The 17,304-nt window shown below is 44.2% G+C and carries 17 protein-coding genes; 11 read left to right on the forward strand and 6 right to left on the reverse strand.

Going from position 1 to position 17,304, the window contains the following annotated elements; translation table 11 throughout:
* Positions 1–6: 6 nt before the first annotated feature.
* From QPK24_RS05140 to QPK24_RS05150, 3 genes are all read left to right on the forward strand, one after another.
* Positions 7–891, forward strand: coding sequence for an ABC transporter ATP-binding protein (locus tag QPK24_RS05140; protein ID WP_285749096.1), 885 nt, complete (start codon positions 7–9; stop codon positions 889–891).
* Positions 884–1,663, forward strand: a complete 780-nt coding sequence (locus tag QPK24_RS05145) for an ABC transporter permease (RefSeq protein ID WP_285746729.1) — start codon at positions 884–886, stop codon at positions 1,661–1,663. Before QPK24_RS05140 ends, QPK24_RS05145 begins: the two co-directional genes overlap by 8 nt.
* Before the next feature lie 100 nt (positions 1,664–1,763).
* Positions 1,764–2,843 carry an AI-2E family transporter gene (locus tag QPK24_RS05150; protein WP_285746731.1) on the forward strand — a complete coding sequence of 360 codons (1,080 nt, stop codon included), beginning with the start codon at positions 1,764–1,766 and terminating at the stop codon, positions 2,841–2,843.
* A 108-nt stretch (positions 2,844–2,951) separates the two neighbouring features.
* On the opposite strand, the gene QPK24_RS05155 is transcribed toward QPK24_RS05150, so the two are convergent.
* Positions 2,952–4,304, reverse strand: a complete 1,353-nt coding sequence (locus QPK24_RS05155; RefSeq protein ID WP_285746733.1) for a hemolysin family protein — start codon at positions 4,302–4,304, stop codon at positions 2,952–2,954.
* A gap of 308 nt (positions 4,305–4,612) precedes the next feature.
* Here QPK24_RS05155 and cls point away from each other — a divergent pair, with 308 nt between their 5' ends.
* Complete coding sequence (cls, locus tag QPK24_RS05160; RefSeq protein WP_285746735.1) at positions 4,613–6,058, forward strand: cardiolipin synthase; 1,446 nt, start codon at positions 4,613–4,615, stop codon at positions 6,056–6,058.
* A 179-nt stretch (positions 6,059–6,237) separates the two neighbouring features.
* A complete protein-coding gene (locus QPK24_RS05165) occupies positions 6,238–7,128 on the forward strand; it encodes a YitT family protein (RefSeq protein WP_285749098.1) in 891 nt (296 codons plus the stop codon).
* 135 nt (positions 7,129–7,263) lie between these two features.
* On the opposite strand, the gene ligD is transcribed toward QPK24_RS05165, so the two are convergent.
* The 4 genes from ligD to ku all read right to left on the reverse strand — a co-directional run bounded on the left by ligD (position 7,264) and on the right by ku (position 11,104).
* Complete coding sequence (gene ligD, locus QPK24_RS05170) at positions 7,264–8,154, reverse strand: non-homologous end-joining DNA ligase (RefSeq protein ID WP_285746737.1); 891 nt, start codon at positions 8,152–8,154, stop codon at positions 7,264–7,266.
* Positions 8,154–9,113 (reverse strand): ATP-dependent DNA ligase, encoded by a 960-nt coding sequence (locus tag QPK24_RS05175; protein ID WP_285746739.1) that lies wholly within the window; start codon positions 9,111–9,113, stop codon positions 8,154–8,156. Before QPK24_RS05175 ends, ligD begins: the two co-directional genes overlap by 1 nt.
* A gap of 29 nt (positions 9,114–9,142) precedes the next feature.
* Positions 9,143–10,012, reverse strand: a complete 870-nt coding sequence (locus QPK24_RS05180; protein WP_285746741.1) for a VOC family protein — start codon at positions 10,010–10,012, stop codon at positions 9,143–9,145.
* A gap of 180 nt (positions 10,013–10,192) precedes the next feature.
* Positions 10,193–11,104: a non-homologous end joining protein Ku gene (ku, locus tag QPK24_RS05185; protein ID WP_285746743.1), complete on the reverse strand. Its 912-nt coding sequence runs from the start codon at positions 11,102–11,104 to the stop codon at positions 10,193–10,195.
* Between the two features lie 150 nt (positions 11,105–11,254).
* On the opposite strand from ku, the gene QPK24_RS05190 reads away from it, so the two are divergent.
* From QPK24_RS05190 to tsaD, 6 genes are all read left to right on the forward strand, one after another.
* Positions 11,255–11,560 carry a hypothetical protein gene (locus tag QPK24_RS05190; RefSeq protein WP_285746745.1) on the forward strand — a complete coding sequence of 102 codons (306 nt, stop codon included), beginning with the start codon at positions 11,255–11,257 and terminating at the stop codon, positions 11,558–11,560.
* Between the two features lies 1 nt (position 11,561).
* The gene (locus QPK24_RS05195) at positions 11,562–11,744 is read left to right on the forward strand and encodes an H-type small acid-soluble spore protein (protein ID WP_285746748.1); all 183 of its coding nucleotides are present in this window, start codon (positions 11,562–11,564) and stop codon (positions 11,742–11,744) included.
* 206 nt (positions 11,745–11,950) lie between these two features.
* Positions 11,951–12,439 carry a tRNA (adenosine(37)-N6)-threonylcarbamoyltransferase complex ATPase subunit type 1 TsaE gene (tsaE, locus tag QPK24_RS05200; RefSeq protein ID WP_407082951.1) on the forward strand — a complete coding sequence of 163 codons (489 nt, stop codon included), beginning with the start codon at positions 11,951–11,953 and terminating at the stop codon, positions 12,437–12,439.
* Positions 12,436–13,248: a tRNA (adenosine(37)-N6)-threonylcarbamoyltransferase complex dimerization subunit type 1 TsaB gene (gene tsaB / locus QPK24_RS05205; RefSeq protein ID WP_285746750.1), complete on the forward strand. Its 813-nt coding sequence runs from the start codon at positions 12,436–12,438 to the stop codon at positions 13,246–13,248. The genes tsaE and tsaB overlap by 4 nt, the downstream gene beginning before the upstream one ends.
* An 18-nt stretch (positions 13,249–13,266) precedes the next feature.
* Positions 13,267–13,788: a ribosomal protein S18-alanine N-acetyltransferase gene (gene rimI, locus QPK24_RS05210; protein ID WP_285746752.1), complete on the forward strand. Its 522-nt coding sequence runs from the start codon at positions 13,267–13,269 to the stop codon at positions 13,786–13,788.
* Positions 13,785–14,825 (forward strand): tRNA (adenosine(37)-N6)-threonylcarbamoyltransferase complex transferase subunit TsaD, encoded by a 1,041-nt coding sequence (tsaD, locus tag QPK24_RS05215; RefSeq protein ID WP_285746754.1) that lies wholly within the window; start codon positions 13,785–13,787, stop codon positions 14,823–14,825. The genes rimI and tsaD overlap by 4 nt, the downstream gene beginning before the upstream one ends.
* Before the next feature lie 497 nt (positions 14,826–15,322).
* On the opposite strand, the gene QPK24_RS05220 is transcribed toward tsaD, so the two are convergent.
* Positions 15,323–17,269 (reverse strand): ABC-F family ATP-binding cassette domain-containing protein, encoded by a 1,947-nt coding sequence (locus tag QPK24_RS05220; protein ID WP_285746756.1) that lies wholly within the window; start codon positions 17,267–17,269, stop codon positions 15,323–15,325.
* Positions 17,270–17,304 lie beyond the last annotated feature (35 nt).

The following is a 17,304-nucleotide window of genomic DNA, read 5'->3' on the forward strand; positions in this document are numbered from 1 at the left end:
GTTCGAATGCAAGGGGTCAGCAAAGTCATTTCTTCCCGCTATCTAGTACGAGACCTGACTCTGGATATCCATCCAGGCCAGGTCTTTGGTTTTTTAGGACCCAATGGTGCGGGAAAAACGACGACGATCCGTATGATGGTTGGACTGATTTCGATCAGTGAAGGCGATATACATATTGCGGGGCACAGTATTAAACATGATTTTGAAGAGGCAATTCGCGAGGTAGGGGCGATCGTGGAGAACCCGGAAATGTATAAATTTATGACCGGGTACCAGAACCTGTTACATTTTGCCCGGATGTCACCAGGTGTAACCAAAGAACGAATTCAGGAAGCGATTGAACTCGTCGGACTTACACAGCGCATCCATGATAAGGTGAAGAATTACTCGCTAGGCATGCGGCAGCGACTTGGCGTGGCACAGGCTATACTCCATCGTCCGAAACTGCTTATTCTAGATGAGCCGACGAATGGACTTGATCCTCAGGGAATCCGTGAACTGCGGGATTACCTCCGCAGACTATGTGATGAAGAAGGGACGACCGTCTTCGTATCCAGTCACCTGTTATCGGAGATGGAGCTGATGTGTGATACGGTGGCTGTCATACAAAATGGAAACCTCATCGATGTGAGAAGCGTAAGAGAAGAGGGAGTAGTAACAGCTACGGAATATGTCTTTGAGGTAAGTAACGTGGATATGGCGTACAAGCTGCTAAAAGGTGAAGGAAGAGTCGAACAAGGGATGTTATATCTATCTGGAACGAGAGATGAGGCTGCAGCGCTGAATGCTCTTCTAGTGCAAAATGGTATACAGGTATATGGAATTCGTGCGAAAAGGAATTCTCTAGAAGATCGGTTCCTAGCCCTTACAGGAGGTGAATCGATTGAGTAATTTTTTGATGCTTGTCCATAATGAGAATATGAAGATATACCGGCGTATGCGGACATGGGTCATGCTGGGCATTTTGGCCTTTATGTCGATCATCATTCCCTATCTCTTTTCCGGCAACGGGGGAGGAGAGACGACTTCTTTCTGGGAGGGAGCGATGCTCTCCGTTACGTTTGTCAGCTTCCTGAATACGATCTTTGCCGTCGTGATTGCAGCAGATTCCGTAGCAGGGGAGTTCTCTTGGGGAACAATTAAGCTCTTGCTGATCCGTCCTTGGACGCGAAGTAAGATTCTTTTCTCCAAGTATCTTTCTGTTCTGCTATTCAGCATACTCAGTACACTTACGATGATTCTGCTGGCTCTTGGTACATCGTATCTGCTTCTATCTTCTACAGCTGATGTGGGGATGATACCTGAAAATATGACTCCCGCGAGTTATGCAGTGATTAGTTGGGTATTTGAATATGTAGATCTATTTATTACGATTGCGATTGCTTTTATGGTATCAACCGTATTTCGTTCGGGTGCGCTTGCGATTGGCTTGTCTCTATTTATCCTATTTACTCAGGGAATCTTCGGAATGATCTTTAATCCTGAACGTTATGTATGGGCGAAGTACATACTTTTTACGAATATGGATCTTAGTCAGTATATGTATGGGGATGGTCTTGGAGGCATGACCCTTGGTTTTTCCATGCTGATTCTCGCCGTGTATTATGCGCTCTTTATGGGAATCTCCTGGTACGTATTTAATAAAAGAGATGTGGCTGCATAAAGCAGCATGACCGGAATGTAGTTACGCTTATAAAGGATATCCATACAGAAGCTTCCTTTGCATATCGTAGACAAAATTTATGTGGATGGAGGGTCTGGCATTGACTCAAACTAACCGATTTTTCCGATTTTTGATCGGAATTATTCTGGTCTTTCTTGTGATTTACCTGGGTTCAAAAGTAAACTTTATTTTTGACCCGATCATCTCCTTTGTCAGTATTATTCTTGTTCCGCTGATGCTGGCGGCATTTTTCTATTATCTGCTCCGGCCTTTAGTAGAAATTATGACAAAAAGAAAACTCAATCGTACGGTGGCCGTTCTCCTGATTTATCTGGCGATTACTCTCATTCTGGTTGGATTTATTCTAGGGGTATGGCCGTCTCTTCGGGCGCAGTTCCTTGCCTTCATCGAGAGTGCACCTGATCTGCTTAATATGCTAGGAAAGCAAGTGAAGGAATTAGAGCAGAGCGGTGTTCTGGCCCAGTTTTTACCGGAGGGTACAAGTGTATTATCCAAAGTGACGGACTTTATCGATCAGGGATTCACGGTAGTCACTAACTATCTGTCAGGGCTTGTGTCTTTCTTCTCGTCCTTTGTCGTTGTGCTCTTTGTATCTCCTATTATTCTATTCTTCATGCTCAAAGAGGGCGGTAAATTTGGAGAGAACATTGTCAGCTTCTTGCCAAGACGTTTTCGAGATGAAGGTACAGACTTACTGAATGATATTGATAACTCACTTAGTGGTTTTATTGTTGGCCGCGTCATTGCAAACGTTGCATTAGGTGTGCTGATGTACATTGGTTTTCTTATTATTGGTTTACCGTACGCGTTACTTCTTACCGTCGTCTCCGTAATTATGAATTTCATTCCGTTCATTGGAGCGATTGTATCTTCGATTCCGATTGTGATTATCGCCTTTACGGAGGAACCGATGATGGCAATCTGGTCGCTGGTTATTATCTTGGTTGCGCAGCAAATTCAGGATAACCTGCTGGCCCCATACATTATGAACAAGACACTGGATATCCATCCAATCACGACGATTGTTGTTGTCCTTGTGGGCGGAGATATCGGCGGTCTTATGGGTATGCTTCTTGCGATCCCTGTTTACATGACGGCAAAGATTATCGTTGGGCGTGTATATAACGTATTCTTTAAAGATCGCTGGGAGAAAGTATAGCGGAACCAGAAAAGAATAACCACATGTATTGTATTTTGAAAATAAAGCAAAATAAGGCCCGCATCCTCACAACAGAGGAAGCGGGCCTTATTCTATATAACAAAAGAATTACTCAGCCATAACAGTTTCTTCATTCAGAGTACTTGCGATAGGAACCTTCGTTGTAATCGCTACTTTGAGGAAGCGATTCTTCTCTTTTTCAATCAGAGTAAATGTAAGGCCGTCAAATTCAAATTCTTCTTGTACTTCCATTTCGGGCTGATGACTGTACAGCCATCCACCGATTGTATCCCATTCATCGGTATCCAGAGCAGCAGAGAAAAGATCGTTTACTTTTGAGAGAGCGACTTTTCCGTCAAAAAGGATATGGTTATCATCCATGATTTGAATTTCTTCTACCTCATCGGAGTCAAATTCATCCCTTATTTCACCGACAATTTGTTCCAGGACGTCTTCAATCGTAACCATGCCTGATGTACCGCCGTATTCATCGACCAAGATGACAATATGATTGCCTTCTTGCTGCATTTTTTTCAGCAGGTCTTTGACCGGTGTAGTCTCATGTACTGCCGGAATTGGGTGAATCAAACTTTGGATATCAATCGTATTTGAATCGTTGCCGTAGTAGTCCAAGAAGAACTGTTTGGTATGAATAATTCCGATAATATCATCTTTGTTCTCATTCACGACAGGGAAACGAGTATACTGTTCTTCTTTAATAATAGCGAGGTTCTCTTCGACCGATTTACTGGCATAGAGACATACCATATCTGTACGTGGAACCATAATTTCTTTGGCCAACATCTCATCAAAAGCAAAGATTCGGCTTACATATCCAAATTCACTTTGGTTGATCATGCCGCTTTCGAAACTCTCATTAATGATGATTTGCAGTTCCTCTTCTGAGTGAGCTTCTTCTTGTTCCGAAGCCGGTTTTACACCAAACAATTTAACTAGCTGGTTAGCAGAGCTATTTAAGATGAAAATAAATGGGTACATCACTTTGTTAAACCAGATAATGGGTCCCGCAGTCCACATCGCCACGGTTTCGGCTTTACGAATCGAGACGGTCTTAGGGGCCAGTTCCCCTACAACAACATGTAAGTAAGTAATCAGCATGAAAGCAAGTACGAAAGATATCACCGATCCTACGGATTCGGGGATTCCCCAGCTTTCTACAAGCAGCGGATGCAGAATTTTCTCAATCGTTGGTTCACCGAGCCATCCGAGTCCCAGTGAAGTGATGGTAATCCCCAGCTGACAAGCAGACAGATAACCATCCAGATTGGCAACCACTTGCCTTACTGCGGCTGCTTTCTTATTGCCCTCCGCAATTAATTGATCGAGCCGACTTGTTCTTACACGTACTATGGCAAACTCAATGGCTACAAAAAAAGCAGAGAATCCTATGAGCACTGCCACCATTACTAAATTTAACGCGTACCTACTACCTTCGTCCATTTCACATCTCTTCTCCTTCATGATTTTAAAATATATAAAAGTTTAACGAATATTATATCGCATCTTTCCTCTTATGACCAACTTGACATAAAGCCAAATCAGTGTTCTTAAGAAAAATAACGCTCCAATACGATATGTATAGACTTGTATATATATTATTGAAACATTTTATTGTGATCCGAAACCGATCACAGGCGGCCGAAAACAGAATTCTATACAGATGAGTGCATGAAATACACTAAAGATTGTCAAACTGTATAGATGACTGTATTCAGTCGGTTTACTCAGATCAGAGGAGGGGCTTAGCGATGATAGGGACGGTTATCCTTTTTCTTATCCTGCTGTACTTGTTTCAGACGATGCTGCTGTTATTGCTGGAGTATAAACGGCCAGAGAAAGCTGCTGTGTGGATCTTTATATCGTTCTGTCTGCCTCTGATTGGTATATGGTTGTATCGGATTGCAGGAAGGCCTTATGGCAAGAGTGTGTCTATGACAAGCGAAGAGCGAATGGTATGGAATGAGATGCACTCACAGATTTCTGGAAAAGTAAGCAGAGTTACTTCCATAGAAGGCATGAAGAACGAAGATTTTGCACATAATCTGCGGCTGTACAATCTATTATCGGAAATTCCTAATAGTACAATCACAAGTTGCAATCATACGGATTATTATGCGGAAGGAGATCCCTTGTTTACTGCTTTATATCAAGATCTCAAAGAGGCTAAGGAACATATCCATCTCGAGTTCTATATTATTCGGCATGATATTATGGGCACGATATTTCAAGACTTGCTGATCAAGAAATCGCTGGAAGGGGTCCAGGTGAGAATCATATGTGACGGGTTCGGAAGCAAAAGTCTGTCGAAACCTTTCATCCAGCGGATGAAGGATGCAGGGGTAGAAGTTCATTTCTTCTTACCGCCGCTGCATGCCTTAAAACTTAGGAAAATAAATTATCGAAATCATCGAAAAATCGTAGTGATTGATGGCAAGATTGGTTATACGGGCGGGATGAATATCGGTGATGAGTACAAAGGCGAATCGCTCAAATTGGGATTCTGGCGTGACACTCATATGCGTATGCACGGTGATGCCGTGTACTATTTGCAGATGGCTTTTATTAAAGATTGGAGGCTCGTGAGCGGACAGACTTTACGTTCTTCTCTAGTTCCCGTTTTATTTCCTGAGCATCATTGTAAGGGGACGGAGCAAATACAAGTGATCGCGAGCGGTCCTGATGAGACTAGGCATCCCATCCAGGAGATGTGTTTTAATGCCATTGCAACAGCGCACTCAAAAGTGTATATTACTACCCCTTATTTTATTCCCGATGTAGCGCTGATGACGGCGATTAAAACAGCAGCCCGAAGCGGGGTCGATGTAAGAGTGCTTATCCCGGGGAGAGCGGACTACAAGATTGTGCTGCTTGCCTCCCTGTCTCATCTAGAAGAGTTAATGGAAGCAGGGGTTACGTTTTACCGTTATCAGAAAGGGTTTGTTCATGCCAAAGTGGTGATTGTGGATCAATTACTCGCAGCGGTAGGGTCAGCGAACCTTGATATGCGCAGTTTCTACAGCAACTTTGAACTGACAGCTGTGATGTATTCTCGCAGGGCGTTAGATCAGCTGACAGCCGATTTTGAACATGATTTACAGAATAGTAAACAAATTGAATTGAGTGAATTCAAGCAGCGTTCTCGGGCCTCCAAGTGCGCTGAAGTCGTATGTAGGTTACTATCTCCGCTGCTTTGATTGTATTTACCGAATTTCTAAAAGAAAAACAACTTTCTAATCGTTTATCTCTGTTTTGCTTCGTTTTTGTGACTTTTGTAACTTTGATATGTTATAATAAAGGTATCGAGTATGTCTTATGGCATAGAAAAAGTGATAAGAAAAGGGGGAGTTCTATGTCAGAGATGACAACCAAAGAAATGGTGCCAAGTCAAAGTAAACAGACGAAGGCAAGCAGTTCTCCGCTTAGTCTCAAGCTTCTGCAACGAGCACTTTTAATCATTGTGGGAGCTACATTAATGGCAGTAGGTCTTGAAATTTTTCTGGTTCCAAATGGCGTTATTGACGGGGGAATTACGGGGATATCGATCATGTTATCCAAAGTAACCGGTATGCCGCTGGGTGTCCTGCTTACCGTACTTAACCTGCCTTTTCTCTTCATCGGCTATAAGCAGATCGGCAAGACATTTGCGATTTGTACCTTCTTCGGGATCGTAGTGATGTCGATCGGCACACAAATGCTGCATCATGTCAGTGCGCTTACACCGAACGAGCCGCTGCTTGGGGCTGTATTTGGCGGTGTAATCCTGGGAATTGGTGTAGGTCTTGTTATTCGTTCTGGCGGATCGCTGGACGGTACCGAGATTGTTGCTATTCTCCTTAGTGAAAAATCCCCCTTCTCCGTTGGACAGATTGTTCTGTTCATTAACTTATTCATCTTCGTTATGGCCGGATTTGTATTCGGATGGCCGAATGCACTGTATTCCATCATTGCATACTATATTGCGATGAAGATGATCGACATCACGATCGAAGGTATGGATCAATCCAAATCGGTATGGATCATCAGCGACAAGTTCCGAGATATCGGTGAAGCACTTACCGACAGATTGGGACGCGGCGTTACATACCTCGATGGTGAGGGCGGTTTTAGCGGAGAAGAGAAGAAAGTAATTTTTGTTGTTATTACCCGATTAGAAGAAGCCAAACTGAAGAGTATTGTGGAAGATTGGGACCCGCACGCATTTCTTGCGATTGGTAACATTCACGATGTAAAAGGCGGACGCTTTAAGAAAAAAGGAATTCATTAATATACGAATCCATTTCATGATTTCATGAGATTCATGAAAATGAGATGGATTCCACACATCACAGCCCGGCTGTTCCTAAGTTTATAGGAAGGCCGGGCTGTTTGTTTTAACAAATCCAATATATTACATAGGATCTCATGTCCTTGCCAAATGAGCGAGGAGAGGATTTAGCGGCTGAGCCGGGAGAGCTGCAATCAAATCCCCTTTTTCGGCGAGGCGCGCTCCAATGTTAAGTAACGTGAAATCTTTAGGTGATACATCACGTGCTACTTCCTCCCATAAGAGAGGGGTAGAGACCGTTGCATGTTTTCTAGCTCGCGGCGTATAGGGAGCAGCAAGCGTCTTTCCTCCATAATGCTGTAAATAGTCAAAATAAATTTTGTCGCCGCGATCTTTTTTGAGGCGCTCTAGGGTGAACAGCTTCGGATGTTTCTCACATACATACCTGCCAACAAAATGACCGAGCCTTCGAAGCTGTTCAAACGTAATCCCTTTCCTGATCGGCACAATGATCTGAACACCGGTTGCACCGGATGTTTTGGGAACCGATTGAACCCCGAGCGAAGAGAGGACCTGGCCTACAATATGCGCGGCTTCCATGATTCTTGGTTCTTCTTGAAGTGTAGGGTCAAGGTCAATCATCCATTCACATGGCAGAGTGCTACCTACCGCATGAAGAGACGGATGAAATTCCAGTGCAGCCAGATTGCCAAGCCATAGTAGTTCGGGCAGGCCGCTTAGCACAACGTAATTGATCTTCTCATGAACCGCCGTTTGAACAAAGGGCGGCAGCGGCTCGGGAGCGTTCTTCTGATAAAAGAATTCACCATGTACCCCATGCGGATAACGAATCGTAGTTAATAGGCGATCCCTGCAGTAAGTCAGAAGGTAAGGCGAAAGTTCGGCTAGTTTCTGTAAATAAATTGCCTTTGTTACACCCGCCTCCGGCCACAGCGGTTTGTCGGGATTCGTAATGGTCAGGGTCTGTCCTTGAATCTGAATACTTCCTTTTACCGTTCTAGCCATTACGAATCTTCCTCCTTCTGTGATAAAGTACAGTCCTTTGGCTGGATATGAGGAGCAAAGCTTTCGATAGTTGGATGACGCATCGTCCCCCCAGGTGTCCATTCGAGAAAGGTGATGCGAACGACGATCTCTGGACGAATCCAGAGTGCTTCTTGATATCGACCAGGCAAATGATCAAAAGGCATTTCGCAGGTGAGAAGGGGCTGAATGCGATCGGTAAGATCCCGCCACTCCTGAGCTGTGAATCTTCCGGTTCCCGCATGACCAATGTAGGAAAGCACTCCATCCTCACGGTATAATCCGACAAGCAGAGAGTTTACGATGTTGTCACGTAGCGTAACGCCGCCAATCACCGCATAGAGATCACCGTTTTTCTTGCGCTTCTGCCAGCGATTATCTTTACCGCCCAGCGCATAGGTACTCGTCAAATCCTTAACTACAACCCCTTCAAGTTGCTGCGCTTTCGTCGCTTCAAAGAGAGCATTTCCATCCGGGAAGTTCTTCACAAGCTGTACAAGAGGCTGAGGTTTAATGATCTGGTTTAGCCGTTCCTGGCGTTCAGAGAGCGGAAGATGAGTGATCCATTCTCCATTCAGATAGAGAAGATCAAACACCATATAGGTAACAGGTACACTTCGTAATCCTTGCCTTATACTTCGTTCACTTCGCAGGCTGTCCCGCCGCATGATTTCATGAAAAGAAGGTTTACCGCCCGCAAACGCGATGAGTTCTCCATCCAAAATAAAAGAAGAAGCGGATGAATATACATCCGCCTGACCAAGTTCCGGGTATTGTATTGTTCGATCGTTTCGCTTGCGGTTCACGAGCCGTACTTCCTCACCATCATAATAAGTAAGCATTCGAACACCGTCCCATTTTACCTGAGCAATCCAGGGATGTCCTGAAGGGAATCGTTCGGTTCGAACCGGTTCAAAAGGAATGACGGGTGTAAGCTTCATATATCGCTTCTCCTTATGTGTAAGAGAGATCAGGCGTGAGTGATGCGGATCTGGATACCGAAGGGATCCATGACTCTAGCTTCTTCCGCTTTGCGGCTGACAGAGACTCCGTTCTGCTCAAGTCTTGTGAGAGCTTCTTCATACACGGTCTGATTCTCAAAGATAATGGTAAAATAATCAATGCCAACAGCATCTGATGGAACTTTCGGTGCACCTTTGCCTGCCCACACATTAAGTCCGATGTGGTGATGGTATCCGCCTGCGGATGCAAAAAGGGCATGCATATAGCGGGAAGCGTCTACCACAATATCAAAACCAAGCAGATGATTGTAAAAATGGCGTGCTACTTCTAGATCAGAGATATGAAAATGCACATGTCCAATGATGGTCCCTGCAGGCAGACCTGTAAATGGTATATTTCCCGCAAGCTGCAGCAAGCCTTCTACATCGACAGGGTCGGTTCCCATAATGTAGTTGTGATGCTCATCTTTCTTCCACGTGCTTCTTGGACGATCGGCGTAAATCTCAATTCCATGTCCATCCGGGTCATTGATGTATAATGCTTCGCTGACCGTATGATCGCCTTGCCCAATCTCAATTCCAGCTTCGGCAAGATGTCGTAGTGCAATGCCTAGAGAAGTACGATCAGGCAGAAGAATGGCAAAATGATATAGTCCTGCATGGCTTCTTGGTGTAACCCTTTTCGCATTCGGAATCTCTTCGAGAATAAGAAGCGGTGTAGAACCGCCTTTTGCTGTAAAGCTGGCTGTATGTTTTCCACTGCGGGATAACACGGTTAGCCCAACTACTTTTTCGTAAAAAAGAATGGACCGTTCCAAGTCACTTACACGAAGTTTTACTTCACCGAGCACGGTATTTGGATGTATAGAATAAGTCATATGATAAATCCCCCTTAGTTAAGTAAAGCTCACTTTGTATTACTAAAATAAATATACTTAGTTACTTTGTGTAAGTAAGTATAAAGTGATAATCGCTTTACGTCAACAAGAAGAATTTATATAGATAGATTCTACGTTTGTTATACTCCTGTTTCGTTTGTTTTTCTCCTAACTCTTTCGTTATGCTCCTGATTCTTTCGTTTTGGCAGTTTTGCGTTTCTTAGGTTTTGGCGTAACGACGGGAGTCGCTTCTTCTGATTTAGCTGCAACTGCCGTTTTGCGCGTCCGTTTCTTGGCAGGCGGTTTCCCTGGGTCGGTTGGTATCGGCTGCGTAGCTTCAATGCTTGCCTGAAGAGCGGCCATGAGATCAACAACATTCGTCTCTGGCTTAGCAGGAGCTACTTTGAATTCTTCTCCCGCTACTTTATGCTGAATCGCATCAAGCAGGCGCAAGCGATAGTCATCCGTATATTTTTCAGGCTCAAATGGAGTAGACAACTGATCGATCAGCATTTTAGCCATCGTGAGTTCTTTATCATTCACTTGGATGTTTTCCGGAAGATTCGGAACCTGAGAGATGGGGCGGATTTCGTCAGGATAAAAGATCGTTTCGATCGCCAGACATTCATCTAATACACGGATGGCAGCGAGGCTACTTTTTGAGCGAATTGAGATTTTGGCAATACCAATCTTGCCTGTATCTCTCATTGCGGACATCAAGAGCTGATAGGCGTTAGCACCCGCTTGATCGGGGGACAGGTAATATGTTTTTTGAAAATAAATAGGGTCAATGTCGGTTAAATTTACAAAATCAAGAATGGCAATATTCTTATTAGCCTGATCTGACAATTGCTCTAACTCCTCTTTTTCAAAAAGGACGAACTTCCCTTTCTCATATTCATATCCTTTCGTGATTTCCTCCCATTTCACTTCAATATCACACGAAGGACATTTACGGATATAAGCAAGCGGACTTCCGCACACATTGTGAATGTAACGCATTGAGATATCTTTATCTTCGGTAGCCGAGAACATTTTGACAGGGACATGAACAAGTCCGAAGCTGATGGCTCCCTTCCAGACGGTATGCATGATTTCTCCTCCTTCTTCTTGAATCTTTATCAAACCTGTTTTACTGCTATTATGGTCAAGAAAAGCCGGATCTATCCTGATTTCTGACGCATGTTCTTCCTTTCTAGAGGGCATAGTACATAAAACATTACTAAAGGGGGATGCTAAAAGATGACATGGGATGATTCGGATTCACTTGAAGGAAGAGATGGAAAAGATAATTGGAATCTTTCCTCTAATTTTGGAGGACCGGACATGATAGCTGTCGATTTAGTCAACTGGGAAGCTGTTACTGCCCCAGAAGATGAAGTCGAGGAATCATTCGAGAATACCGCATTTGACGTTGATCGAATGGTGAATGAAGGACTGGGCGGCGGCGAAGTTACACGGGATAACGGATATACCCAGGACAGTACAAATGATGCTCTTTTTGATGAAAGCGAATTTCAGATTAACGAAAAGAAAGGGGAGGAATAGGATGGAAGCAGCTCGCGCAAAAGCAATCTTTGATGCCAAAGAAAATTATGCTGTAAAATTAGACGGTGAAAAACCGGTATGGATCGAGCATGTGGATCTCGATAATAAAATGGCAACGGTGCAAATTGGAAACAATCCGCTGGACACGCATACCGTGAATGTAGAGAGACTTGTAGAAGGCTAATAGGTAACATGACTTGAGATGATTTTAATCATTCCATTGAGTATGCCATGAACAGCAGAAGATTAGGAGAACTCGGGGGAGAGGTAAGTTCCTTCGGGTTCTTTGACTTGTTTTCGCCTTGCGAGTGATAGTGTGGAACTATATAATGAGATGAAGTATTTTGTTATCCTTACGTAAGGATAATGGACCGAAAGAAGGTTGGCACATTGGTACAAGAACATCAGGAATGGGTGTTTCACTCTAAAGGTGTACAAGATACAGACAAATTGGCGGCTGTCCTTGCGAATTTAGCGGCTCCTGGAACCGTCATTGCACTTGATGGAGATTTGGGTGCGGGAAAGACGGCATTCTCTCAAAGCTTTGCAAAACATCTCGGTGTAGAAGGGGTTGTGAACAGCCCTACGTTTACACTGATTAAAGAATATATGGGAAGACTTGCACTATATCATATGGATGTGTACCGTATTTCTCTAGATGAGGCTGAAGGACTCGGTCTTGATGAATATTTCTACGGTGATGGTGTAAGTCTGGTAGAATGGTCGAGCATTATCCCTGAACTGTTGCCCGAAGCTCATCTTCATATTCAGATGGAAGTTACGGGAGTCGAAGAACGAGTGATTCGTTTAGATGGGTACGGAGCACCTTATGCTGCATGGTGTCAGGAATTAAGCAGAAGTGGAGTCGATAAGGGATGAACGAAGAACATCAGCCGCGTCAGCGGTTTTTGGCGCTTGATACATCGACAGCTGTGCTTGCCGCAGCGGTCATGTCAGAAGAGTCACTAGTAGCTGAAAGTAATACAAGAGCAGATCGTAATCATGCCGTGCATGTAGTGCAGGCTTTGAAGGATCTGATGGAGAATAATCAAATAACCAAAGAAGATATAGCGGGTATCGCTGTCGGTATTGGACCCGGTTCTTATACTGGGGTCCGCATCGCGGTCACGGCGGCCAAAACATTAGCTTGGGCTTGGGGTGTACCTGTAGCTTCGGTATCAAGTCTTGCAGCACTTGCTTTAGGCGGACTTCATACTTATGAGAACGATACGAACTTAGTGGAAAATCCTCAAGGATCAATAGAGGAGTCTGACAGCCGCTACTGGGTTGTACCGCTGATGGATGCGCGTAGAGGTCAAGCTTACACCGCTCTATTCGAAGGAGAAGGAGTAAGTTCAGAGCTTCACCGTATGGAGCCTGATGCGATCAGACTGGTTGATAGCTGGGTAGATGCGATTGCATCGCTGCTAAGTGAACTGGATTCTTCGGATAGACCGGATGGAATACTCTTTGTAGGAGATGTAGAGCCGCATAGGCAGACGCTTGAGAAACTTCAGACGATGCAGCCTGAAGTTACGATTCATCTTCGATCTTATGAGATGGAAGGGCGTTATGTTGGCAAGCTCGGAGCAGCGAAATTGCTTCAAGGGGAGCAGGAAGATATTCATAGCTTACTGCCGAATTACACGCAGCTTGCCGAAGCGGAAGCAAATCTTCTGCGTAAATGAAGGGAGTCGTAGAACTCTATGGATGGTAACGAAGAAAAAGGACAGCTCGTTTTCCGGATGATGACGATGCAAGATATACCGGATGTCCTTATCATTGAACAGGATTGTTTTACATTGCCATGGACGGAAAGTGCGTTCGTGAATGAACTTACACATAACCATTTTGCGAAATATATGATTATGGAACTAGACGGTAAACCGATTGGATATGCAGGAATGTGGACGATTATTGATGAAGCCCATATTACGAATATTGCCGTACTGGAAGCTTACCGTGGCAGGAAGCTTGGAGAGAAGCTGCTTACGGAACTGATGAAGACAGCAGCTTATCTCGGAATGACTCGAATGACACTCGAAGTCAGAGTCTCGAATACGGTAGCACAAGGTTTATATGAGAAAAAAGGATTCAGACCTTCCGGACTCCGCAAAGGATATTATTCTGATAATAATGAAGATGCAATGATTATGTGGGCTGACTTACCCGCAAGCGTGCACCTGGGGACGGAAGGAACAGAGGAAGGAAGTCTAAGAGATTCATGACACAATCGTCCTTACAAAATACAAGTTATATACTCGCAGTAGAGACAAGCTGTGATGAAACGTCCGTTTCTGTGATTAAGAATGGTCGTGAAGTATTGGTCAACCTGATTGCAAGTCAGATAGAAACCCATAAAGCTTTTGGCGGAGTTGTACCGGAAGTTGCTTCCCGTAAACACGTTGAGGTCATTACACTCATTATGGAGCAGGCGATTGAAGCATCGGGTATCCAGCCAAAGAATCTATCCGCGATTGCGGTTACGCAGGGACCAGGTCTTGTAGGTGCACTGCTTGTAGGCATCGTTGCTGCCAAGACGCTCGCGATGGCTCTTGATAAGCCGCTGATCGGAACCCATCATATTGCAGGACATATCTACGCAAATCGTCTCGTGGAAGAGATTGAATATCCAGCGATGGCGCTGGTTGTATCCGGCGGACACACAGAGCTTACTCATATCCCTTCGGAAGGAAAGTTTGAAGTGATTGGGCGTACGCGGGATGATGCAGTAGGTGAAGCTTATGATAAAGTCGCACGCGCACTCGGTTGTCCTTATCCGGGGGGACCGCATGTGGACCGGATGGCACATGAGGCGAAGACGGTAACACCGCTTCCACGGGTATGGCTTGAACCGGATTCTTATGATTTCAGCTTCAGTGGTCTAAAGTCCGCTGTGCTGAACATTGTTAATCAAGCGTCGATGAAAGGCGAGACTCTTGATCGCAGCAGTGTGGCGCGTGGTTTTCAGGAATCAGTCGTTGAAGTGCTCGTGGAGAAAGCCGTTCGTGCAGTTCGGGCTTATGGTTCGAAGCAGCTTCTGCTAAGCGGAGGGGTTGCAGCCAATAAAGGTCTGCGTAAGGCGCTCGAGGAACGCTGTGCCAAAGAAAATATCAAACTTCTCATTCCGCCAATGGAATATTGTACTGACAATGCAGCGATGATTGGAGCAGCAGCCTACCTGAAATGGGAACGCGGCATGTTTTCGGATCTGAAGATGCAAGCAGAACCAGGTTTATCACTGGAGAATTGGTCTGTAGAGTAAGAAATGAAACGCAATGAGTGTGGGATTAAGAAGAGTATAGGACCATCAGATAGTAAGATGAAAATACAAAAAATATGATAAAGAGCATAAAGATCAAAAAGTCGACATCTTCTATAGATGATCGACTTTTCTTTTGTATGGAGACCAATAATGAGATTAACGTCATTAACTATAAAAAGGTAAATCTGTCAAGTTGTTAACAAAGTTATCCACATATCCGGAAGGAAATGGGGATAAATCCAAAAAAATGAGACATATTACGTTTTCGCAAATAAATGAAAATAACAAAAAACCTTAACATGCATATGTAAGGTAAATTGTGGATAATGTGGATAGAATAGTGGATAATATTGGGTTTTCTGTGAAAATGGCTTTATAAAGCCAAAAAAAACAGCCCAATGGGCTGTTAAATTGGAATTGTTATCCACTTTTTCTGTGGATATAATTGTTAATTACTTCTTCATACTGTAAATATGTCAATTTAAAGATTTATTTTTTTATTCCGCGAGCTCTTCCCACTCTGCATAGACTTCGCTGAGCTTGTTCTTCCAAGTTTCGATGGACTGCTGAATTTCTTGTAGTTTCATGTAATCTTGGTAGACCTCAGGTTTCGCCATTTCCGTTTGCTCTTCTTCAATCTTACTCTCGATATCTGCAATTTGTTCTTCAAGACTTTCCAGCCTGCGTTGTCTGTTCCGCTCTTCCCGCTTTGCCTGCTTCTCTGCTTGGAAAAGATCAGCTCCAGATTTCCCAGCGGTAGAAGATGCCGAAGACTGTTTCGTTGTTGCCGCCTTCAGTTCTTGGCGTTCCTGCTCAATTTCTTCGAGTTCCTGTTTCTTCATCACATAGTCATCATAATTTCCTAGGAAATGCTTAGTTCCGCCAGGGTGCAGTTCGACAATGCGTTCCGCCATTTTATTCAGGAAATAGCGGTCATGTGAAATGAAGAGCAGGGTTCCCTCGTAATCGATCAGTGCGGATTCTAGTACCTCTTTGCTGAATAAGTCCAAATGGTTCGTCGGCTCATCGAGTATAAGTACATTGGATTCTTGCAGCATAAGCTTCGCTAATGATACACGGGCTTTTTCCCCGCCGCTCAGCGCACTGATTCGCTTCTGCACATCATCTCCACTGAAGAGGAAGTTACCGAGTACCGTACGAATACGTGCTTCTTCCATATGTGGATATTCACTCCACAATTCTTCGAGTACCGTATTTTTATCATTGAGGTTTGTCTGTTCCTGATCATAGTATCCAAGTTTAATCTTGGTACCCCAATCGATCTTTCCTGAGCGAGGGGTCATCTGTCCTGTCAGGCATTTCAGCAGTGTGGATTTCCCGATTCCATTCGGTCCAATGAGAGCAACGGTTTCTCCTCTGCGCAGATCCATATCGGCATGTTCGAAGAGCGGCTGGCTTTCTTTATCAAAAGCGACAGATAAATCCCGCACATGCAGCACTTCTTTTCCAGACATATAAGCAATATCAAAAGAAAAATGGGCCCGTTTCAGATCCCCTTGCGGGCGGTCCATCACTTCCATTTTATCCAGTGCTTTGCGCCGGCTTTGAGCGCGTTTGGTAGTGGAAGCACGTACAATGTTCCGCTGAATAAATTCTTCCATCTTGGAAATTTCATCTTGCTGCTTCTCATATTGTTTCATCTGAGCTTCGTATTCTGCTGCTTTGATCTCCATATAACGGCTGTAATTTCCCGTATACTTACGGGAACGATGCCGCTCAATTTCCACAATACCCGTAACAAGCCGGTCAAGGAAATAACGGTCATGAGAGACAACTAGGATGGCGCCTGAATAAGCGCGAAGATAATCCTCTAGCCAAGTCAGTGTTTCAATATCGAGATGGTTCGTCGGCTCATCCAGCATAAGCACATCGGGAGCTTGAAGGAGAATTCGGGCAAGAGCAAGTCTTGTCTTTTGTCCGCCGCTGAGCGTAGAAATTTTCGTATCTACAGGAAATTCACCGAATCCCATCCCGTGAAGGACACTTCGAATTCTTGTTTCAATCTCATATCCGCCATGATCTTTGAACCAGTCTTGACGTACAGCGTAACGCTCCAGCAGATCGGCATATTTTTTCTCATCATTCATTTCTTTTGGATCAGCAATTCGCTGTTCCATCAGTCTAAGTTCCGCTTCAGCTTCCGTAAGGTGAGCAAAAACTTTCAGCATCTCTTCCCAGATGGTTCCATCCGATTCTAGTCCGCTGTTTTGGGCGAGGTACCCGATGGTTGTTTCTTTGGCTTTGAAGATTTGACCGCCGTCATAGGACATTTCACCAGCCAAAATTTTGAGTAGAGTAGATTTTCCTGCACCATTGACCCCTACAAGTCCAATTCGTTCACGTTCTAATATCTGCAGGCTGACACCTTCAAGAATGCTGTCTATGCCATATCGTTTTATAATTCCAGATGCTTGAAAAAGCATGATGTTTCCTCCTGTCTAGAAAGCAATAAACTAGT

The organism is Paenibacillus polygoni, assembly GCF_030263935.1.
GTDB lineage: Bacteria > Bacillota > Bacilli > Paenibacillales > Paenibacillaceae > Paenibacillus > Paenibacillus polygoni.

Coding starts and splice junctions, on each gene's coding strand:
- QPK24_RS05195 (WP_285746748.1), top strand. CDS start 11,562: ATGGAAGCAGCTCGCGCAAAAGCAATCTTTGATGCCAAAGAAAATTAT.
- QPK24_RS05140 (WP_285749096.1), top strand. CDS start 7: ATGCAAGGGGTCAGCAAAGTCATTTCTTCCCGCTATCTAGTACGAGAC.
- ku (WP_285746743.1), bottom strand. CDS start 11,104: ATGCATACCGTCTGGAAGGGAGCCATCAGCTTCGGACTTGTTCATGTC.
- QPK24_RS05220 (WP_285746756.1), bottom strand. CDS start 17,269: ATGCTTTTTCAAGCATCTGGAATTATAAAACGATATGGCATAGACAGC.
- QPK24_RS05155 (WP_285746733.1), bottom strand. CDS start 4,304: ATGGACGAAGGTAGTAGGTACGCGTTAAATTTAGTAATGGTGGCAGTG.
- rimI (WP_285746752.1), top strand. CDS start 13,267: ATGGATGGTAACGAAGAAAAAGGACAGCTCGTTTTCCGGATGATGACG.
- QPK24_RS05180 (WP_285746741.1), bottom strand. CDS start 10,012: ATGACTTATTCTATACATCCAAATACCGTGCTCGGTGAAGTAAAACTT.
- ligD (WP_285746737.1), bottom strand. CDS start 8,154: ATGGCTAGAACGGTAAAAGGAAGTATTCAGATTCAAGGACAGACCCTG.
- cls (WP_285746735.1), top strand. CDS start 4,613: ATGATAGGGACGGTTATCCTTTTTCTTATCCTGCTGTACTTGTTTCAG.
- QPK24_RS05190 (WP_285746745.1), top strand. CDS start 11,255: ATGACATGGGATGATTCGGATTCACTTGAAGGAAGAGATGGAAAAGAT.
- QPK24_RS05165 (WP_285749098.1), top strand. CDS start 6,238: ATGGTGCCAAGTCAAAGTAAACAGACGAAGGCAAGCAGTTCTCCGCTT.
- QPK24_RS05175 (WP_285746739.1), bottom strand. CDS start 9,113: ATGAAGCTTACACCCGTCATTCCTTTTGAACCGGTTCGAACCGAACGA.
- tsaB (WP_285746750.1), top strand. CDS start 12,436: ATGAACGAAGAACATCAGCCGCGTCAGCGGTTTTTGGCGCTTGATACA.
- tsaD (WP_285746754.1), top strand. CDS start 13,785: ATGACACAATCGTCCTTACAAAATACAAGTTATATACTCGCAGTAGAG.